We start from the raw sequence: 19,302 nt of genomic DNA, 5'->3' as shown, positions 1-19,302 counted from the left end.
TCATGCCGAACCTATCTATCGAGGCCTCTATTCCGAGCCTGGACCAACTCGACCCGCTCTCGCAGTGGGGGCTGCTATGCAATGGGGTCGTTGAGTACGCCAAGGCGATCATCCGGGCCCTGGAGCTGGCCGAGACGATCGCCGACGCCAATGACCTGGCCAGCGTGATCGCGACTACGGAAGCTGGTGCCGGTGTTGGCGGGAGCGCTGAGCTGACCAAGGAGCGAGCGCAGGCGATCCTGGCTATGGCGACCTGGTTCCTTGGCCAGGTGAACCAGCCGCTTGAGGACGCCGGCGGCCTCACACCTCGGCAAATTTTGTATCGCTACTGGCAGCGGCCGCCCACCTCGGCGTAGGCGTTCCACGGCAGCAGAACGCCCCTGGAGGCACCTCCGGGGGCGTTCTGTGTGCGATGTGACCCGTTTGACTAGGCGGCGTTCACGCGTTCGCCCCGTTCCTCACGTTCGCCCCGTTCCGGAACGGCCCGAGGGCGGCTAGCTGGGGGGGCGTCTGGAATGTCGAACAGGCGAACGCCCCCATTCTCCTCCCACTCTTTGATCGCTTCGCCAATCTTCATTGAGGCGGCGCCGCCGCCGCTCCCCAAGCCGAGGCGGCGGGCGAGGGCACGGTTAGAGGTCTGGGTCAGCTCCTGGGCCTTGGCCAGGCTCAGTCCCTCCTCCCGCACAAGGCGGTGGATCTCCGGTGTGGCGGCTTGGACCAGCTCGCGCACCTGCAAGTGCAGCGCACTGGGTGCCCAGGGTACCTCGGTAGGCTCGGGTGCCTCGGGCTCGCTTGGCGCGCCGGCTAGCTCGCCGGCTGCGGCCGCCAGGGTCTCGGTTACCTTCTTCGTGCTGACTGCTAGCGTCGCGCGCAGCCGCTCCAGGTACGGGGCGGCCTGTTCCAGGATGGGCTCCCAATCAGGGAGCGGCATGCGCCGGGCGAGGTCGGTGATCTCCCAGGCGGTGGGCCGAGCGACCTGCACCTCATGAATCTGGTTGCGCCTATCCGGCATATTCCAGAGGCCGCGCCCATCGGGCACGCCGCGAAGCTTGATGCCCGGGCCGACCATCGCCGTCCAGGTGGCCTGGTCGACATTGCCCAGCAGGCGGGTCTGGAAGAGCGGCTTGAGTGCCATGTCCAGGCCAGTGGACTCCTTGAGCGCGTTGTGGGCGACGAGGCCCAGAAATACATCGACTTTGCGGCCTTGCTCGCCAATGTTCCGCATCGCATTGACGAGCAGGTCGCCAAACCGGCGATAGAGGCCACCGAGCTCGTCCACGTAGATCACGACCGGGTCGCCGTGGGGCATATCCTCGTGGTAGAACGACATGCGCCGATCCACCTCAGCCGAGGCCCACAGCAGCACAGCCATGATCTCCAGCGCGTCGCGGGTATGCTCGAACAGGTGTGTGATCGGGCGCAGGTCGGTGCGCTGGTCGCGCGAGTGATAGAGCGCTAGGTTGGTCGATGCCCAGATCACCTGGTCGCCGCGGGCGATATCACGAACCATAAAGGTGATCTGGGTCTGCGTCTTGCCGTCGCCCGGCGCGCCGATGATGATCATGTGCCGCCGCTGCATGCTGCTCATCTGCAGCGGGTTAGGGGCTGGCGCGGCCGCGAGGTCATCCTGGGGCGGCGGATCCGAACGCCGCTGCGCGACGGGCGTGGGCGAAGCCTCGGGCGCGGGCGGACGACGCCGCTGCCGTGCCTCACGGCCCATCCGATCCCAGCGGGTAGTGGAGAGAAAAATGATGCCCCCACCGAGTATGAGCGCCAGGATAAGGTAGGGCACATCCTCGAATCCGAAGTCGCCCCCAGGAGGGGAGGTCTGTGCAGCAAGTGTGATGAGGTACAACAAGCTCATAGAAACCTCCCTCTGTGGGCCTACTTTCGCTTACTGGTGAACACGTAGCGGAGCTGCGCCCACATTTCCCGTGCCAACCACTCGGGCCCAGCGGTGAGTACAAGCGCGACGAGCGTGCGAACCACCGTGCTCGCGGCGATCTGGCGCATGAACCGCACCGACCCCTCGCCTGGATCCACGCCCAGGCCGAGGTACGTGGTGTACCAGTCGAAGGCAAACACGCCACCCCACACGAGCCAGGCACCCGGCTTGGCGAACTGCCACTCGTCGCTAATGCGGCGAAACGGCAGCCGCCACTCCACGACCGAGAAGATCAGCGGCATTGGCGAGAGAATCACATAGACCAGGACATGTGGCGGGATGGGTGCTTGGTACGATGCGTTGAGAAATCGTAGGACGGCGTTGAACATCACGATGAGCCCATCGACAGTCCAGCGCGCGCCGAGAACCCAAACGATAGTGCTCATCAGCATGCCGACGAGCCCGATCGCGAACCCTGTGATGCCGCCGGGCTCGTATCGCAAGGGTGTGGGTGCATTGGGATCGCGGCTCTTAACGGACATGGTGCGCCTCCACAACGTGGGGGAGGCGGATCCGCGAGCTTGGGCGAAATGGGCAGAACACGCAGGTGCCCTTTCATCAGTAGTATACGCGAAATTTTCCGTCAGTGATCGGGACATGTGGGTGTTCCCGCCTGTTCGAACGCCATTGCTGGCTACTCGAAGGCGAAGGCGGATGCACCCTCTTCGATTGCAGCGATCTCGCGCTGTACCGCCGCTAGATCGTGGGCGATGGGCTCCGCTGCGCCTGGTATGGGCGTGCCGCTGCGAGCGATCGGTACCCGCCCGCTCTCGAAGAGATAGCCGATGGTGGCCCAGCGGGCCAGAATGCGCGGCACCGGGCTGTAGCGCCCGCGCCGGCGGATGGCCCGCAGGTAGGTGATCATCTCCGCCTGGAGCGGGTCATCCGCCTCTAGGCGCAGAATCCATTCAGGATCGCCAGGGGTTGTCATGATGCTGTCCTCCAATCCCGCTCGGGAGCGGGATTGACTGAAAAATGTGGAGTTGTCCAACGTTTTGTTTTGTTCGTGACCGGTGTTTTTGGGCACCAGAACGGCCTAGAACGCCACTTCGTTTAATCCCGCTCCCGAGCGGGATTAGCGCTGGGCGGCCTGCATGCGGTGGCGAGCCAGCCGCTCCAGCCCCCAGCCGACCCGGAAGATCGCGTCGTCGAGCAGGGCCACCGGGGCGATCTGGCCAAGCTCACGCTGGACGACCGACAAGATCCACTGGCCGGTGCCGCCGGCAAGATTGACTTCGGCCTGGCTCAGGTGTGCCTCCCACTTCGGGGTGACGTCAGTGAGGATCGCGGTGGCCACAATGTCGGCGGCCTGCTGGAGCTCGCGGCGCACGCTGGTGGGGGTGCCGCGGATAAACACGGTGGGCTCTCCCTGATCCATCGCGGCGAGCACGTCCAGCACGCTGAGCTGGAGGCCGGGGTAGCCGCCCATAATGAAGTCGCGGGCGAGCGTCGCGATCTCGATGGCCCCCTTGCGCACGCTGCCCTCGGTGCCGGGGATAATATCGAGCCCCACGCTGCCGCCATAGTCGGTGGTGCCCCCACCGGACTCGAGCATCAGCCGCTTGCGCTGCAGCGCCCCGCTGGCGATCGGGGCGCCGGTGGCGCTGAAGGTGAGCGAGCAGGTCGCGGCCAGGTGCTGCGGGATGATCAGCGCGCCGGCCACGCGGATGCGAAACTCGGTCTCACCCAGGGTGAAGCGATGGGCGCTTTTGCCGCGCAGCCAGGCCAGCAGTGCCGGCTTGTGAACCGCGTCCTCGCCGGGCAGGCCACCGGCGAACATGGCCTCCACCTCGACCAGATCCTTCGGCTTCCAGCGTCGCCCGGCGGTCAGGTCGTGCGTCAGACTGCGCGGCAATGACCGGGCCAGCATATACAGGTGCTGGAGCTTGTAGGCGTCGCTCTCCACCCGCACCTGGGCGGTGCCGATCCGGGCCTGGTCGAGGCCGCCGGCCCGCTGGGCATCGACGCCGAGCAGGAAGGGGCGGCGGCGCGGCTTGCCCCGCTCGTCGTAATCGATCCCGGCTGGGCCTTCTAGGTAGGTCAGCGGGCGGAGGGCCGCCCCGCCGAGGTCGTCCGAGAGGCGGGTCGGGTGCCGCACCAACGCGTCCTCGGCGATCCAATTCTCCCCCGCGTCCCGAAACTTCAGCTTGCGGTTGCCGGCGTCTCCGGCGATGAGCAGCGTGGTCATCGCGAGATCCTTTCATCGTAGGCAGCAGGATAGGCCGATGTGGGGCGAGCCGAGCGGTGGGGGAGCAGCGCGTTGTCGGTCAGCGATTCGTGGATGTAGTCGAGGTAACCCCGGATGTCATCGTTATCGTCGAGGCTCTCAAACGGAATAGCTGCCCCGCTGACGGTCTTGACGCTTTCACCAATGTCGCGCAGGGTGGTGTCGATCCCTCTGACCAGGCCACGCATAACAGACGCGAGCTCTTCCTTCTCCTGAACGGTCAGGTTCGCAAAGCCAATCAGTGCCTTCTCCTGCGCCCGCAGGAGCGTTGCGCGGAGTATGGCGATATCAGCCTGGGTCTGGAGCTCATAGCGGCGGACGAGGTGGGCCTGGCGCACCTGCTCGACCAGTTCCTCGCTGGTGACAGGTGTCCAGAGCAAGGCCGGGATGATGATAAAACCGATGATCCCGATGATCACCTGCTGGAGAATCAGGTGGCTATTGGCTACTACCGGTTGGATCGCCCACCAGCTGTACTGGATCTCAAACGAGTAGTACAGGAGATAGACCGCTGCCGCGATAATGACGCCGTAGCCCCAGGTGCGGGCGTTGATTTTCTGCAGCAGCATGCCACCGGGCGACCAGGGGATGAGGAAGGAGGTCAAGCTGGGCGGGGCCAGCACGAGGATGGCGGTGAAGGCCACGGCGACAATGGCATTGCTGGTGAGTTGGCTTTGCACGCCCCACCAGTAGATCGCCGAGCCGATCATCGCGACGCCGGCGAGGATCGCCAGCAGGCTTTTCGCCGTGAACTGCCAGCCGCCGCGCTGCCGGCGCTGGTGGCGCACCATATCGAGGTAGCGGCTGCTCATCGCGCCACCTCGCCTGGGCGTGGTGGCGGATTATGCCACCGTTGGTTGACGGGCATGGGACGTTCCTTTTTGGTATGATGGCGGCACCGCAGGAGACGGGACGTTCGCCTGCGGTGGCCCGGCTGTGTCAGCAGCCGGGCCGTTTGCTTATTCCAATGCCAGTGCCTGGGCCTCCAGGTCATCGGCAAGGGCGCGCAGGTCGGCGACTTGCTTACGTAGCGCCGGAGCCGGGCCGTCAAGGTCATGCTCCAGGCTGTCAGCCTCGCGGCGCAGAGAGGTTGCGTTGGCGCGCAGCCCGGCGGCAGTCGGCGGCGGCATAGGTGTGGGCCGATGGGGCTTCTTGGGCGGGGTGCTGAGCATCGCCAGATGCGCGCGGTGGGCGGCGACGCCGCCGGTCATATGCAGCGAACGATAGGGCATCTGAACCTCCTTGGAGCTGATCCCGGGCACCCGACCCGCGGCGTGGCGGGTGGGTGCGCCGGTCAAGCGCTCTCGGCGACGTGGCCGAGTCGACGATGGTCGAAAGCAACCAGGGTCACGATCTGCGCGGTGCCATTGATGCGAGTGATGATGCGCTCGTCGCGGTGCGCCTCCACGGGGTCGTTGCTCGTGAAGATAGTGGCGCGGTCATTCAGATAGCGAATGTTGATCAGGTCGAACAAGCTGGCCTCGCTCCAACCGGACTCATGCTCCGTGCCCAGGTCGTCAATGACCAGCAAGGGAACCGTCATCAGCGCCTCCAGGCGGTCATCCGCGCTGCCGTCGCGGAACCCCTGGCGCACGAGGCGTAAGAGGGCGGGTGCCGAGCCGTAGCGCCCCGCGACACCTCGCGCGGCCAGGGAGTGGAGAATGCCGGCGGCTAGATGTGACTTGCCACTGCCGTAGGAGCCGTGGATGTAGAGGCTCTCGACAGGCTCGTATTGGCGGGCGACCGAGTAGGCCCAGAGCAGACTCTTGCGTTGCTCCGCAGGCGTATAGGCCTTCCCGTCCCACTCGACGCTGCCGGGGAGCGGGCGGTGCGGGTCGAATCTCTCCAGCGTGCAGTGCTGGAGCCGGCCGAGCTCGGCTTGAAGCTGTGTGGTGAGGGCGGCGGCGCGAGTGGCCAGCACAGCCTGGCGGGCGGCAACCTGGGCGGCTTCGAGACATTGGCAGCGCTGGAGTTGACCGAAGTGGGGATGGCCGTAAGGCACATCGTAGAGGTAGTGGCCAGCGCCCCGACAGACCGAGCAGTCAGGGTCAGCGGAGGGTGCGCCGGCGCTGCTCCAGCTGGATGCGGGCCTGCTCGTCAAGGCGGGCGAGCTCGTCCGCGATCTGCTCGGGGGAGAGATCGGCATCTCCCGGCGCTGCGGCCCCAGTGGGGGCGACCCCGCGATGCGCTGCGGGCGCTGCTGAAACCACCCGCGATCGGCCGCGGGCGGGCCCGGTGGGTCGCGGGCCTCGTTTTGGTCGCGCATGGACAGTCTCCTTCGATGAGCGGGGGAGGTCCGAGCCGTAGGAATCCTCGGCCCGCCAGCGGATCAGCAGGTTGCGCAGGTAGTTCGGATGCCCCAACTGCTCCTGCGCGTGGAGACCAGCGAGGATGGCCCGACCGACCCAGTACCAGCCATTACCGCTGGTAGGGGTGTCATGCTCGGCGGCGAGGGCGGCGAGTTGGTCGGCGTGTGCTGCGGTGGGTGCGGGACAGGCGTTCTTCCAGAGGTCGTGTGGGTGGGCGGGGAGTGGCCCGCCGACGATCCAGGTCGGGTGGGCAGCGTAGACATCAGCCGTGGGGGCGGGCGGGATCTTTGAAGGGCGACCACGCTTTTTCGGCGCGCGCGCAGATCCATCCATCCATGAATCCGATCCATCCATCCATGTGCCCCTAATTAGGGGCATGGCATGCCCTGAATTAGGGGCATGCCCATGCCCTGAATTAGGGGCATGCCCATGCCCTGAATTAGGGGCATGCCCATGCCCTGAATTAGGGGCATGCCCATGCCCTGAATTAGGGGCATGGCTGGGGTTTTCCTCGGCGTTCTGATGCGAAAGGTCGAGTGAGAGTTGGGCTTCAGGTGGTAATTCAGGATCATCCGGCCCACGCTGCCATTTCAGCACCATTTCCAAAGAAAGCCGGTTACTCTCGGCCTCGATCTCCTGCAGTGGGATGCTATAGACCGGCTGCGGGCGCTTGAAACAATTGTCCTCTTCACTGCCCTCGGTGCGGAGCAGGAGGCCACGATCAACGAGCAGGTTCGACCAGACGAGGACACTATCTTGGCTGGCACCCATCCACTTCGCGATCAACCGTGAGCTGAATTTGAGTCGCTTAGGGTAAGCGGCCGTGAACCAGCGGAAGGCAAGCCAGGTAAAGACGAGTGAGGCGGGATTAGCCGGCCGCCGCTGCTTAGGCAATGTAGGTGCAGTGCAGCGCATAATCACGAGCAAGGGAACCTCTGGACGCCAGACTGCGGGGTCGAACTTGGGCGGCTTGATAAAAATGGATTGGTCCATCATCACTCCACCTTGCGGAGTGGGATGACCCGCCCCTGTCCATCGAGCTGTGCCCGGAGCGAGGCGAGTTCCGCTTCAAGGGCGGCCACACGGTCAGGAAGGGCGGCCGTAGCGGCATTGCGTGCAGTACGTTCGAGCATCGGCTCTAGGCGCTGCCGAATCAGTTGGCGCAGTGCAGCAGTCTGGTCGCCAACGCGTACAAGCGCTGCGTAGGCCCGTTCAGGGTCGAACAGCACGTCACTTCGTGAAAGGTTGCTGGCCTCATCAATCCAGTCGAGGTACGTAACCAGCAGGTCGACAACCTCACGGCCGCCGCGCGTCTTCGCCATCCTGGCCTCCGCTTCCACTTACAATCTCACCCCCGCTTGCCTTCCCAGTTCCAGGGCTTATACCGTCCCGCCGTCTGATGCTCCGGCGGGCGCGGTTTTGGCCAAGCTGCCAGGCGATGATTGGGAAGCCGGCCGTGCAGGTGAGGAAGGCGAAGCGCCAGAAGGCATCGAATTGTTGGTCAGCGCGTGGTGGGACGAGCCAGAGCCAGAGCCAGAGGCCCGCCCCAACGATGACAAACCCCCCGGCGACGGTCACCCAAATATGATCCGGGGTATAGCGGTCGTGGATAGCGTCGAGGAGGGCGGCGTAGCCGAGAGTGACACAGGACATCCCCGTCAGAATGCCGGCGGTGAGATATTCCATTGCTATGCCTCTTCTATGAAATAGCGATCCAGACTATAGTCCATACAGGTGAAAAAAATCCGCTTGTGGTATGCATGCATGGCTAGCGGTGCCGCAATGGGCGGTGCCGTTAGCGTGCAGGTGCGTGAACAGACACCACCTGCGTAAGGGAGTTCGCTATGAGTCGCATGGTTCCGCCTGAGCGTAACCACCCCTCCCACACCCCAGGACTCACGTCTTCGACGCGCATCACAGATCTCATCCCGCACTACTCCCGATGGTTGCGGGGTGATGATCGGCGTCCGCGTGGTCGGGACAAGTATGTGCGAACGATCCAGTCCGTCGCCAACTGGATTGGGGAGGATGCCGACCTCAGCGACCTGGACGAGCGAGCGGTAAGGCGCTATCGTGAAGACATGGCTGACCGTGCGCTCTCGGCGAGCACAATCGGCAACCACCTCTCAGTGATCCGCGATTTCTGCAAATGGGCGATGGGCGAGGGGTTGCGCGATGATGACCCGACCTGGCGTCAGCAGTGGCCGAGTAAGGCGGAGGCCGAACCGCGGGCATTGACCCAGGATGAGCTCGATGCGCTCCTGAAGGCGATTGCGAGCCCCCAGGGCCAGGACGAGGAGACGGTATGGTACTGGCGACGCAACCGGCGCGCTATTATGACGATGCTCTACACCGGCCTTCGTCTCTCCGAGATGTCCGACCTGGTCTGGAAGGATATTCAGTTCCAGGAGCGGCGTCTGGTAGTGCGTAATGGGAAGGGAGGAAAGAGCCGCAGCATTCCGATCCATAGCGCACTGCTGGCCATTTACCTGGAGGTGCCAGCGGTGGATCGCATTGGGGGCAAGGCGATCTGTGGGAAGCGTGAGGACGGTCTCCCGCTGACGTACAAGTCCTTCGCGAACATCTTCAAGGTGTGGCTGCCGCGATACGGCATCACGATCACCGCCCACCAGTTGCGGCACACCTTCGCCTCGCAGCTGCTCTACCATAACGCGAACCTACATGAGATCCAGGTGCTACTCGGGCACAAGCGCCTGGACACCACGCAGATTTACCTGCGTCTCGACGAGCGGCGGAAGCGGGAGGCGGTGGAGCGCCTCCCGGCCTACGTCGCTGAGTAACGGGTACACGTAAGAACGCAAACAAAAAACCAGGTGCCCACATTGAACCAACATCTGTAGGTTCAATGTGGGCACCTGGTTTTTCCTATACTGGAGCGTAAATCTAACGAAGAATCTCTCCCTCCCCGCCAATATTTTGTCTGTGGCGAAGGTCGCGAATCTCTTCGAGAGATTGAAAGCGAATATCTCCCTCCCCACCAGCAAAACATGAGACCCAAGAAGAGCCGCCCTTTCGGGCGGCTCTTCTGTTGTGGTCGGCGCAGCTTGGTGAGGCTACCTGCTCAGCAGCGAGAGGATGATCTGGACCGCGAAGATCTTGCCGATGGTGGCGATCGGGTAGACGGTGGCGTAGCCGACGTTCGGCAGATCGTTGCCGGCCTGCTCGGAGGCGAAGCCGAGGACGGCGGGCTGGGTCTGGAGGCCGGCGAGCATGCCGATCAGCAGACCCATCGGGATCTTCAACAGCTTGTAGCCGATGAAGAGCATGCAGAGGGCGGCCACGCAGGTGATCAGGGCGCCGGCCAGGAAGATGGTGATGCCGCCGCCCTGCGAGAGCGTGTTGACAAAGCTGTAGCCCGAGCGGGTGCCGACGCCGGCCAGGAAGAGGATCAGGCCGAACTGGCGCAGGGTGAGGTTGGCGCTGTAGGGCAGGCTCCAGACGATCGGGCCGGTGCGCTCGCGCCAGCCCAGGAAGAGGGCCACCAGCAGCGGGCCGCCGGCCGAGCCGAGGCGGAAGGTGACGCCGCCGGGCAGGGGGACGGGCACCATGCCGAGCAGCAGGCCGAGGGCCAGGCCGAGCCCCAGCGAGACCACGTCGATCTCGGCCAGGGAGCGGTAGGAGTCGCCGAAATAGGCGCTCACCGCGTCGAGGTTCTCGCGGCGGGTGACGATGCGCACCCGGTCGCCCAGCTCTAGCACCATATCGCCGTGGGGCAGCAGGTCCACATCGCCCCGGCGCACGCGGGTGATGATCGCGCCGAAGCGCTCGGGCAGCGCCAGCTCGCGCAGGGGATTGCCGGCCACCCGCGGGTTCGAGACAAAGACGCGCCGGAAGTCGAGCGTGTGCCGGTCCAGCTCCAGCGGGTCGCTGGTGGTGACGCCGAGGGCCGCCACGACCTTCTCCACATCCTCCGGGTCGCCCACCACGCTCACCAGGTCGCCCATGGCCAGCCGCGAGCCGCTCGTGGCCAGGCCGACCTGTCCGTCGTGGAGGAGCCGGCCGAACACCACGTTCCACCCAGTCTGGGCGACGACCTCGGCCACGGTGGTGCCGGCGAGGGCGGGCTGGGTGACGCGGATCGTGCGGTTGATCAGCTTCTCGCTGGGGGTGCCGAGGTCGCGGGTGGCGCGGGCCTCGGCGGCGTAGTCGATCTTCCAGACCCGCTGGAGCACGTAGATGCTGAGGATCATGCCGAGGACGCCCATGGGGTAGGCGATCGAGTAGCCGACCACCGGCTCGGCGAGCATCTGGTCGCTGAGCTGGGCGGCGGGGGAGTTCTTGAGCTGCTCGAGGACGGCGGCCAGGGCGGGGGTGTTGGTGAGGCTGCCGGCGAACAGTCCGGCGGTGAGCGGGCCGCTCAGGCCGAGGACGCTGTGGGCGGCGAAGGTGATCGCGACGCAGACCACGATCACCCCCGCGACGAGCAGGTTATCGCGCAGCCCCTTGCGGCGCAGCGAGGCGAAGAAGCCGGGGCCGCTGCTCAGGCCGATCATGTAGACGAAGAGCACCAGGCCGAGCAGGTAGACGATATCGGGGAGCTTCAGCTTCTCATCCAGAGCGCCGAAGGCTAGGCCGACGAAGAGCACGGCGGCGATGCCCAGGCTCACGCCGCCGATCTTGATCCGCCCAATGATATAACCGATGGCCGAGACGACGAACAGCAGCAGCAGCGGGTTATCGATAAGGATCTGAACCACAACACACCTTCTCTCCGCGCCCCCTCGCGACGATGCGCGGCGGCGGTTTTGTCTGCGCGGATACCGCCGTGTATGGTATCATGATATCGATATCCAAGCGTTAAGAATGAGGTTGAGCTATGATCACTGAGGATATGGTCCGCGCCGCCTTGGGCAATGTCATCGACCCCGAGATCGGCCTCGATATCGTGAACCTTGGGCTCATCTACCGGGTGGATGTGCTGGATGAGGGCCGCGTCGTGGATATCGACATGACCCTGACCACCCCGGCATGCCCGGCCGGGCCGCAGATCATCAACCAGGCCCGCAGCGAGGTGATGGCGCTGGCTGATGTCTACAAGGGCCTGGAGGACGTGAAGATCACTCTGGTCTGGACGCCCTTCTGGAACCCGTCTCTCATGTCCGAGGACGCCCGCGAGGAGCTGGGCTTCTACTAGGCGGCCGTTTGTCGGATCTCAGATTTCGCAGGGTGTCAGCCCCAGGCGCACCACGACGTAGGGCTGCCGCCCTCAAGCCCAGCGTTGTTTTAGCCACAATGGCCAGCGAAGCTGGCCATTGTGGCTAAAACAACAGGAGGCTCTGGCGAGATGGTGGTAGCGTTTGTGGCGGCCTCGCCACCAAAGCTTCACCAAAACCGCACCCGAAGTCCCGCCCCTCAAGACCGCGTGTGGTATACTTCGCCCGTTGCACCTACCAAACTTCATATCGTCGAGGTGACCCGCAAGCCCGGATGCTAGGGCGTAAAGGTGGAAGCTGGTGTGAGTCCAGCGCTGTGCCGCAACTGTAACCGGTGGTCCGATCAGGACGCCGGAAGCCAGGGAGCCTGCCTCGTACGATCCGTTCACCCCTTCTCGAGCTAAGGAGGACGAACATGACCCGCGCCCCATAGTCGCTTCCCTGCGATGGCATGCCCGGAGTCCTGTCGCCCCAGTCTTCTCTGAAGGCTGGGGCTTCTGTTTGCCGTCTTTTCTATCTGCCATCTACGGGAGCACCCCCATGAGCCGCATGACCCGCGCTATCTCAGCATGCCTTGTCGCCCTGGCCCTCGCGGCCTGCGCCGCCGCGCCCGCCGCCCAGCCGCCCGCCGCTGCGCCCACATCCGCCCCCACGGCGGAGCCCGCCGCCGCCGCGCCCGCCAGCATCCAGATCACCGACGCGCTCGGCCGCCAGGTCAGCCTGCCGGCCGCCGCCCAGCGCATCGTCTCGCTGGCCCCGTCCGTCACCGAGACCCTCTTCGCCGTGGGAGCCGGCCCGCAGGTGGTGGGCGACACATCCTACTGCGACTACCCGCCCGATGCCGACGCCCTGCCCGAGATCGGCGGCTTCTCGGCCAAGACGATCAGCGTCGAGTCGATCGTCGCGCTCAGCCCCGACCTGGTGATCGGCGGCAGCGCGGCCCAGGCTCCGGTGGCCGAGGCCCTGGCGGCCGTGGGCATCCCCACCCTGATCTTCGAGCCGAAGACCTTTGAGGATGTCTATAGCAACATCCAGCAGATCGGCTACGTCACCGGCCACGTGGCGGATGCCGAGGCGGTGGTGACGACCATGCGCGAGCGGGTCGCCAAGGTCGAGGCGACGGTGGCGGGCATCCCGGCCGAGCAGCGGCCGACCGTCTTCTACGAGGTGTTCGACGAGCCGCTGATGAGCGCCGGGCCGGGCACCTTCATCGGCCAGATGATCGGCCTGACGGGCGCGGCCAGCATCTTCGCCGATGCGACGGAGGACTACCCGCAGGTGAGCGCCGAGGCGGTCATCGACCGCGACCCGGCGGTGATCCTGGGGCCAAGCTCGCACGGCGATAAGCTGACCGCCGAGCAGGTGGCCGCGCGGCCGGGCTGGGAGAACATCGGCGCCGTGCGCGCGGGCCGGATCTACCTGATCGACGGCAACATGGTCTCGCGGGCCGGCCCGCGCCTGGCCGACGCCCTGGAGGCTATGGCGGCCGCGCTCTACCCGGAGCAGCCGAAGTGATCAGCCGGATCCGCCTGAGCCCGATGGTATGGGCGCCCTCCCTGCTGATCGGGCTGGCCGCCGCCGGCACGCTCAGCCTGGGGCTGGGCGCGGTCTGGCTGAGCCCGGGTGAGGTCGCGCGGGCGCTGCTGGCGCCCGACAGCCCCGACGTCCGCGCCACGGCGGTGACGATCGTCTGGGACCTGCGGCTGGCCCGCGTGCTGCTGGCCGCCGTGGTGGGCGCGGGGCTGGCCGGCTCCGGGGCGGCCTTCCAGGGCATGTTCCGCACCCCCCTGGCCGACCCGTTTGTGATCGGGGCCTCGGGGGGCGCGGCGCTGGGGGCGACCCTGGCGATCATCGGGCGGATCGGCGGGGTGGGCGTGCCGGCGGCGGCCTTCATCGGCGCGATGGCCGCCGTCATGCTGGTCTACGGGATCACGATGGCCAGCCGGGCCAGCTCGGCCACCGCGCTGCTGCTGGCCGGGGCCTCGCTCAGCACCGTGCTCTCGGCGATCGTCTCGCTGCTGATGCTGATCAGCGACCGCGACCTCCACGAGATCTTCTCCTGGCTGCTGGGCGGGCTCTCGGGGCGCAGCTGGCCGGCCCTGGCCATGAGCGGGCCGGCGCTGCTGGTCGGCCTGGCCGCGCTCTGGCTGCTGGCCCGCCCCCTCGACGCCCTGACCGGCGGCGAGGAGGTGGCGCGCAGCCTCGGCCTGCCGCTGAACACGGCGCGGGCGGCGATCGTGGCGGCGGCCAGCCTGACCACGGCGGCGGCGGTGGCGGCGGGCGGCCTGATCGGCTTCATCGGCCTGGCCGCGCCCCACATCGCGCGGCTGTTCTGCGGCTCCGGCCACGCCCGGCTCATCCCGGCCAGCGCCCTGGTCGGCGCGCTGCTGCTGGTGCTCGCCGACAGCGCCGCACGCACGGTGATGGCCCCGCTGGAGCTGCCGGTGGGCGTGCTGACCGCGCTGCTCGGCGGGCCGTTCTTCCTCTGGATGCTCGGCTGGGGAGGCGCGCGATGAAGATACCATTATCTCCTGATGCGGTCGCGGGCGCTTCGCGCCCGCGACCGCATCAGGAGATGCTATCGCCAGATCACGCGGCGGGCTCGCTCGCGGCCACGGATCTGCGCTGCGATCTGGGCGGGCGGGCTGTGCTCGACGGGGTGCAGCTCCAGGCCCGGCCGGGCGAGGTGCTGGCCCTGATCGGGCCGAACGGCGCCGGGAAGACCACCCTGCTGCGCGCCCTGGCCCGCCTGCTGCGCCCGCTCGGCGGCGCCGTCAGCCTGGAGGGGCAGGACATCTGGCGGCTGCGCCCGCGCCCGCTGGCCCGGCGCATGGCCCTGGCCCCGCAGGGCGCCGAGCTCTGGCCGCTCACCGTCGAGCAGTTCGTCGGGCTGGGCCGCGCGCCCCACCGGGGCTGGCTGCTTCCCCTCGCCCCCGACGACCGCGCCGCCGTGCAGGCGGCCCTGGAGCGCACCGGCCTGGGGGCGATGCGCGAGCGTCAGGTGACCGAGCTCTCCGGCGGCGAGCAGCGCCGGGCCATCCTGGCCCGCGCCCTGGCCCAGCAGCCGCGCGTGCTCCTGCTCGATGAGCCCACCGCCGCCCTCGACCTCAAGTACCAGGCGGCCATCCTCGGCATGGCCCGCCGGCTGGCCCACGAGGACGGGCTGGCCGTCGTGATCACCCTGCACGACCTGAACCAGGCCGCCGGCGTGGCCGACCGGCTGGCCCTGCTCGCCGGCGGCCGCGTGGTGGCCGTCGGCGCGCCCGATGAGGTGCTCACCGCCGAGCTGATCGGCGCGACCTACGGCGTGCCGGTGGCGGTCTGCCGCCACCCGCTCGACGGCACGCCGCTGATCACCCCGCTGCGCGGGGAGTGATGATCATATATCTGGTGGACATGCCAGCTTCGCTGGCATGTCCACCAGATATATGGCTGATGAGGGCTGCGCCCTCAAGCCAATCGTCTGCTGCCGATGTGCGAGCTTCGCTCGCACATCGGCAGCAGACGAAACATCAAGGGAGATTCTCTTATGGCTGAAGACTCGCCCGCGCGGGCGAAGCGCATCAAGAAGGGGCTGGTGATCGTCAACACCGGCAACGGCAAGGGCAAGACCACCGCCGCCATCGGCCTGCTCACCCGGGCATGGGGCCGCGACATGCGGATCGGCGGGGTGCAGTTCTTCAAGCACGAGAACGCCAGCTTCGGCGAGCTGCGCGCCTTCGCGCGCATGGGCATCGAGCTGACCCCGGTGGGCGACGGCTTCACCTGGATGAGCCGCGATATGGACGAGACCCAGGCCAAGGCGCTACACGGCTGGGAGCTGTGCAAGCAGAAGATTCTCAGCGGCGACTACGATGTCTTCCTGATGGACGAGTTCACGTATGTGATGCACTACGGCTGGCTCGATGCGGCTGAGGTGGTGGCCTGGCTGCGCGCGCACAAGCCGCCGATGCTGCACCTGATTATCACCGGGCGCGACGCTCCTGACGCGCTGATCGACTTCGCCGACCTGGTGACGGAGATGCGCGAGGTCAAGCACCCCTTCCGCGAGCAGGGCGTCCGGGCGCAGAAGGGCGTGGAGTACTAGCCCATGCGCCAAAGAACGCTCCGCGCCCGCGCCCTGGCGCTGCTCATCGCTCTGGCCGCCGACGCGCTGCTGGGCGACCCGCCGAACGCATGGCACCCGGTGGTCTGGATGGGCCGCTGGATGGGCCTGGGCGAGCGGCTGGCCCCGGCGGGCGACCGGGCGCGCCTGGCGTGGGGCGCGGCCTGGCTGGGCCTCGGCGCGGGCGGCGCGGGCGCGCTGGCCGGGCTTGCCCCGCGCCACCCGCTGGCCCAGGGCGTGCTGGCCTCGGCCCTGCTGGCCTACCGGGGGCTGGACCGCGCCGTCGGCGAGGTGCAGGCCGCCCTGGAGCGGGACGACCTGGCCGAGGCGCGGCGGCTGCTCGGCTGGCACCTGGTGAGCCGGCCCACGGGCGAGCTGAGCGCCGATGAGGTGGCGGCGGCGGCGATCGAGTCGCTGGCCGAGAACCTCTCCGATAGCCTGGTGGCCCCGGCGCTGGCCTACCTCGCCGGCGGCCTGCCGGGGCTGGCGGCCTACCGCCTGAGCAACACCGCCGACGCGATGTGGGGCTACCGCAGCGAGCGCTACGAGCACCTGGGCAAGCCGGCGGCCCGCCTCGATGACCTGCTCAACCTCGCGCCGGCCCGGCTGACGGCGGCGCTGCTCGCCCTGGCGGCGCAGATCGTCTGTGGCCGTGGCGCGCAGGCCGGGCGCGGCACGTGGCGCGACCACGGGCGCACCGCATCGCCCAACGCCGGCTGGCCGATGGCCGCGATGGCCGGCGCGCTGGACACCACACTCACCAAGCGCGAGCACTACACGCTGGGCGACGGCGCGCGGGCCGCCGACGCGGCGATGGTCGCCGAGGCGCGGGCGGTGGCGCGGGCCGCCGTGGCGCTGCTCGTCGTCGGCCTGGGGGCCGTCGCTCTCTCAGGGGGCGCATCATGAGCGAGCGGTCTGCCCTGCCTCGCCTGCTGCTCGCCGCGCCGATGAGCGGCAGCGGCAAGACCACGATCACGGCCGGGATCATCGCGGCCCTGGCCGCGCGCGGCCTCGCGGTCGCGCCCTTCAAGTGCGGCCCCGACTACATCGACCCCAGCTACCACGCGCTGGCCGCCGGTCGGCCATGCGCGAACCTCGACGCCTGGATGGTGCCGCCCGAGCAGATCGCCCCGATGCTGGCCCGCCGCGCCGAGGGGGCCGACCTGGCCCTGATCGAGGGCGTGATGGGACTCTTCGACGGCTACGCCGGCGACGACGACGCCGGCAGCAGCGCGCATATCGCCCGCCTGACCGACACGCCGGTGGTGATCGTGCTCGATGTGCGGGCCATGGCCCGCACGGCGGCGGCGCTCGTCGCCGGGCTGCGCGACTTCGACCCGCGCCTGCGCGTGGCCGGCGTGATCCTCAACAATGTCGGCGGCCCGCGCCACGCCGAGATGGTGACGCGGGCGATTAAGGATGGCGTCGGCCTGCCGGTGCTGGGCGCGCTGATGCGCGAGGAGGCGATCACGCTGCCCGAGCGCCACCTCGGCCTGGTGCCCACCGCCGAGCCGGGCCGCTGGCAGGCGTGGCTCGACGCGGTGCGCGCCCGCGTCGAGGCCGGCGTCGACCTGGATCGCCTGCTGGAGGTCGCCCGCAGCGCGCCCCCTATGCCTGAGGCTGTGCCCCAGAACCACTTTCTGATAGGTTTGGGCGGCTTCGCCGCCCAAACCTATCAGAAAGAAAACGTGGGGGCGGCTGTGGCGACCCGACACCCCAACGGCGGCCAGCCGCTGATCGCCGTGGCCCTCGACGAGGCGTTCAGCTTCATCTACGAGGACAACCTCGACCTGCTGCGCGCGGCGGGCGCGCGGATCGCCTTCTTCAGCCCGCTGCGCGATGGCGCGCTGCCCGAGGGCGCGGGGGCGGTCTACCTCTGCGGCGGATTCCCCGAGCTGTACGCCACGCAGCTCAGCGCCAACCGGCCCCTGCTGGAGTCGCTGCGCGCCGCCGCCGCCGCCGGGCTGCCGATCTACGCCGAGTGCGGCGGCCTGATGTACCTGACCGAGGCGGTCGTCGATGCCGAGGGCCAGGCGCACCCGCTGGCCGGCCTGCTCCCCGGCCGCTCGGCGATGACCGGGCGGCTCACCCTGGGCTACCGCACCGTGCGGGCCCAGGCCGACAGCTGGCTCTGGCGGGCGGGCGAGGCCGTGCGCGGCCACGAGTTTCACTACTCGGTCTGGGAGGCTCGGCCGGAGGGGCTGCCCTGGCTCTACCAGCGCCTGCCCGACGCCATGCGGCCCGAGCCATCCCCCGAGGGCGCGCATCGCGGCAGCGTCCTGGCCTCCTATGTCCATCTGCACTTCCTGTCCCGCCCCGAGCTGGCGGCGCGCTTCGTCGCCGCAGCTGGGGCATCATCATCGTAAGGGCGCAGCAGCACGGCGCTGCTGCGCCCCAACAGGAGATCTTCCATGACTCTGCTCACCGACACGATCGCCCAGATCCGGCCGCTCGACGCTGCCGCGATGATCGCCGCATCCGACCGCCAAGATCAGCTGACGAAGCCGCAGGGTGCCCTCGGCCGGCTGGAGACCCTGTCGGTCCAGGTCGCCGGGATCACCGGCGCGCCCCGGCCACGCCTGCGCAAGCCCGCCGTGGTGGTGATGGCCGCCGACCACGGCGTCGCCCGCCAGGGGGTCAGCCCCTTCCCGCCCGAGGTGACGCCGCAGATGGTGATGAACTTCCTGGCCGGCGGCGCGGCGATCAACGCCCTATCGCGCCACGTCGGCGCCCAGGTGGCGGTGGTCGATATCGGCGTCGCCGCCGACCTGCCGGCCCACCCCGACCTGATCTCCCGTAAGCTCGCCCTCGGCACCGCCGACCTCAGCGCCGAGCCGGCGATGAGCCGCGCGCAGGCTCAGGCTGCGGTCGAGGTCGGCATCGAGGTCGCCACGATGATGATCGACGCCGGGTGCGACATCCTGGCCACCGGCGAGATGGGCATCGGCAACACCACGCCGTCGAGCGCGATCGTCGCCACGCTGACCGGCCTGCCGGTCGGCGAGGTCACCGGGCGCGGCGCCGGGGTCGACGACGCCGGGCTGCGCCGCAAGGTCGCCCTAATCGAGGCCGCGCTGGCGCTCCACAGGCCCAACCCGGCCGACGCCCTCGACGTGCTGGCGAAGGTCGGCGGCTTTGAGATCGGCGGCATGGCCGGGCTGATGATCGGCGCGGCCGCCCGGCGCGTGCCGGTGATGATCGACGGCTTCATCTCGGGGGCGGCCGCCCTGATCGCCTGCGCCCTGGCCCCCGCCGCGCAGCCCTATCTGATCGCCACCCACCGCTCGGTCGAGCGCGGCCACCAGGCCGTCTTCGCCCGCCTCGATCTGGAGCCGCTCTTCGACCTGGGCATGCGCCTCGGCGAGGGCACCGGCGCGGTGCTGGGCATCTCGCTGGTGCAGGCCGCCTGCAAGGCCCTGGACGAGATGGCGACCTTCGGCGAGGCCGGGGTCGCCGACAAGGAGTAGCGTTAGGGCTACGCCCCAAGCCAGATTGTATCGAGGTCGCGCGGCTTCGCCGCGCGACCTCGATACAAAGGAATC

The 19,302-nt window shown here is 68.0% G+C and carries 21 protein-coding genes, 1 pseudogene and 1 riboswitch; of the genes and pseudogenes, 11 read left to right on the top strand and 11 right to left on the bottom strand.

Going from position 1 to position 19,302, the window contains the following annotated elements; translation table 11 throughout:
• Positions 1–2 precede the first annotated feature (2 nt).
• Positions 3–356 carry a hypothetical protein gene (locus tag K2Z83_RS11265; protein ID WP_220595281.1) on the top strand — a complete coding sequence of 118 codons (354 nt, stop codon included), beginning with the start codon at positions 3–5 and terminating at the stop codon, positions 354–356.
• Positions 357–362: 6 nt separating this feature from the next.
• Positions 363–431, top strand: a pseudogene (locus tag K2Z83_RS29885) (hypothetical protein); the annotation flags it as partial.
• Here the strand turns inward: K2Z83_RS29885 and K2Z83_RS11255 are convergent.
• The 10 genes from K2Z83_RS11255 to K2Z83_RS11210 form a co-directional block, all read right to left on the bottom strand.
• On the bottom strand, positions 428–1,579 hold the full coding sequence (locus K2Z83_RS11255; protein ID WP_220595280.1) for a type IV secretory system conjugative DNA transfer family protein: 1,152 nt from the start codon (positions 1,577–1,579) through the stop codon (positions 428–430). The pseudogene K2Z83_RS29885 and the gene K2Z83_RS11255 overlap by 4 nt on opposite strands.
• A gap of 305 nt (positions 1,580–1,884) precedes the next feature.
• Positions 1,885–2,427: a hypothetical protein gene (locus K2Z83_RS11250; RefSeq protein ID WP_220595279.1), complete on the bottom strand. Its 543-nt coding sequence runs from the start codon at positions 2,425–2,427 to the stop codon at positions 1,885–1,887.
• Between the two features lie 152 nt (positions 2,428–2,579).
• Positions 2,580–2,876, bottom strand: coding sequence for a hypothetical protein (locus K2Z83_RS11245; protein WP_220595278.1), 297 nt, complete (start codon positions 2,874–2,876; stop codon positions 2,580–2,582).
• Positions 2,877–3,020: 144 nt separating this feature from the next.
• Positions 3,021–4,133: a hypothetical protein gene (locus K2Z83_RS11240; RefSeq protein WP_220595277.1), complete on the bottom strand. Its 1,113-nt coding sequence runs from the start codon at positions 4,131–4,133 to the stop codon at positions 3,021–3,023.
• Positions 4,130–4,984: a hypothetical protein gene (locus K2Z83_RS11235; protein WP_220595276.1), complete on the bottom strand. Its 855-nt coding sequence runs from the start codon at positions 4,982–4,984 to the stop codon at positions 4,130–4,132. The genes K2Z83_RS11240 and K2Z83_RS11235 overlap by 4 nt, the downstream gene beginning before the upstream one ends.
• Positions 4,985–5,131: 147 nt before the next feature.
• On the bottom strand, positions 5,132–5,404 hold the full coding sequence (locus K2Z83_RS11230; RefSeq protein ID WP_220595275.1) for a hypothetical protein: 273 nt from the start codon (positions 5,402–5,404) through the stop codon (positions 5,132–5,134).
• Between the two features lie 62 nt (positions 5,405–5,466).
• Positions 5,467–6,174: an ATP-binding protein gene (locus K2Z83_RS11225; protein ID WP_220595274.1), complete on the bottom strand. Its 708-nt coding sequence runs from the start codon at positions 6,172–6,174 to the stop codon at positions 5,467–5,469.
• 46 nt (positions 6,175–6,220) lie between these two features.
• Positions 6,221–6,814, bottom strand: coding sequence for a hypothetical protein (locus K2Z83_RS11220; protein WP_220595273.1), 594 nt, complete (start codon positions 6,812–6,814; stop codon positions 6,221–6,223).
• Between the two features lie 662 nt (positions 6,815–7,476).
• Positions 7,477–7,803, bottom strand: coding sequence for a hypothetical protein (locus K2Z83_RS11215; protein ID WP_220595272.1), 327 nt, complete (start codon positions 7,801–7,803; stop codon positions 7,477–7,479).
• Positions 7,778–8,167: a hypothetical protein gene (locus tag K2Z83_RS11210; RefSeq protein WP_220595271.1), complete on the bottom strand. Its 390-nt coding sequence runs from the start codon at positions 8,165–8,167 to the stop codon at positions 7,778–7,780. The genes K2Z83_RS11215 and K2Z83_RS11210 overlap by 26 nt, the downstream gene beginning before the upstream one ends.
• Before the next feature lie 158 nt (positions 8,168–8,325).
• Here K2Z83_RS11210 and K2Z83_RS11205 point away from each other — a divergent pair, with 158 nt between their 5' ends.
• The gene (locus K2Z83_RS11205) at positions 8,326–9,282 is read left to right on the top strand and encodes a tyrosine-type recombinase/integrase (protein ID WP_220595270.1); all 957 of its coding nucleotides are present in this window, start codon (positions 8,326–8,328) and stop codon (positions 9,280–9,282) included.
• Between the two features lie 273 nt (positions 9,283–9,555).
• On the opposite strand, the gene K2Z83_RS11200 is transcribed toward K2Z83_RS11205, so the two are convergent.
• Positions 9,556–11,199, bottom strand: coding sequence for an aspartate:alanine exchanger family transporter (locus K2Z83_RS11200; protein ID WP_220595269.1), 1,644 nt, complete (start codon positions 11,197–11,199; stop codon positions 9,556–9,558).
• A gap of 119 nt (positions 11,200–11,318) precedes the next feature.
• Here K2Z83_RS11200 and K2Z83_RS11195 point away from each other — a divergent pair, with 119 nt between their 5' ends.
• The 8 genes from K2Z83_RS11195 to cobT all read left to right on the top strand — a co-directional run bounded on the left by K2Z83_RS11195 (position 11,319) and on the right by cobT (position 19,227).
• Positions 11,319–11,636, top strand: a complete 318-nt coding sequence (locus K2Z83_RS11195) for a metal-sulfur cluster assembly factor (RefSeq protein WP_220595268.1) — start codon at positions 11,319–11,321, stop codon at positions 11,634–11,636.
• Between the two features lie 257 nt (positions 11,637–11,893).
• Positions 11,894–12,045, top strand: a riboswitch (cobalamin riboswitch).
• Positions 12,046–12,195: 150 nt separating this feature from the next.
• Positions 12,196–13,170: an ABC transporter substrate-binding protein gene (locus tag K2Z83_RS11190; RefSeq protein WP_220595267.1), complete on the top strand. Its 975-nt coding sequence runs from the start codon at positions 12,196–12,198 to the stop codon at positions 13,168–13,170.
• Positions 13,167–14,171, top strand: coding sequence for a FecCD family ABC transporter permease (locus tag K2Z83_RS11185; protein ID WP_370650144.1), 1,005 nt, complete (start codon positions 13,167–13,169; stop codon positions 14,169–14,171). Before K2Z83_RS11190 ends, K2Z83_RS11185 begins: the two co-directional genes overlap by 4 nt.
• A gap of 59 nt (positions 14,172–14,230) precedes the next feature.
• Entirely contained in the window at positions 14,231–15,031 is an 801-nt protein-coding gene (locus K2Z83_RS11180; protein ID WP_220595266.1) for an ABC transporter ATP-binding protein, read from the top strand.
• A gap of 153 nt (positions 15,032–15,184) precedes the next feature.
• Positions 15,185–15,742: a cob(I)yrinic acid a,c-diamide adenosyltransferase gene (gene cobO / locus K2Z83_RS11175; RefSeq protein ID WP_220595265.1), complete on the top strand. Its 558-nt coding sequence runs from the start codon at positions 15,185–15,187 to the stop codon at positions 15,740–15,742.
• 3 nt (positions 15,743–15,745) lie between these two features.
• A complete protein-coding gene (cbiB, locus tag K2Z83_RS11170) occupies positions 15,746–16,666 on the top strand; it encodes an adenosylcobinamide-phosphate synthase CbiB (RefSeq protein WP_220595264.1) in 921 nt (306 codons plus the stop codon).
• Positions 16,663–18,126: a cobyrinate a,c-diamide synthase gene (locus K2Z83_RS11165; RefSeq protein WP_220595263.1), complete on the top strand. Its 1,464-nt coding sequence runs from the start codon at positions 16,663–16,665 to the stop codon at positions 18,124–18,126. Before cbiB ends, K2Z83_RS11165 begins: the two co-directional genes overlap by 4 nt.
• Positions 18,127–18,171: 45 nt before the next feature.
• The gene (gene cobT, locus K2Z83_RS11160) at positions 18,172–19,227 is read left to right on the top strand and encodes a nicotinate-nucleotide--dimethylbenzimidazole phosphoribosyltransferase (protein WP_220595262.1); all 1,056 of its coding nucleotides are present in this window, start codon (positions 18,172–18,174) and stop codon (positions 19,225–19,227) included.
• The last annotated feature ends 75 nt before the right edge of the window (positions 19,228–19,302 follow it).

The organism is Oscillochloris sp. ZM17-4 (genome assembly GCF_019599295.1).
Taxonomy (GTDB): domain Bacteria; phylum Chloroflexota; class Chloroflexia; order Chloroflexales; family Chloroflexaceae; genus Oscillochloris.
The sequence above is the reverse complement of the archived record's forward strand: the minus strand, read 5'-3'. Positions and strand labels throughout refer to the sequence as shown.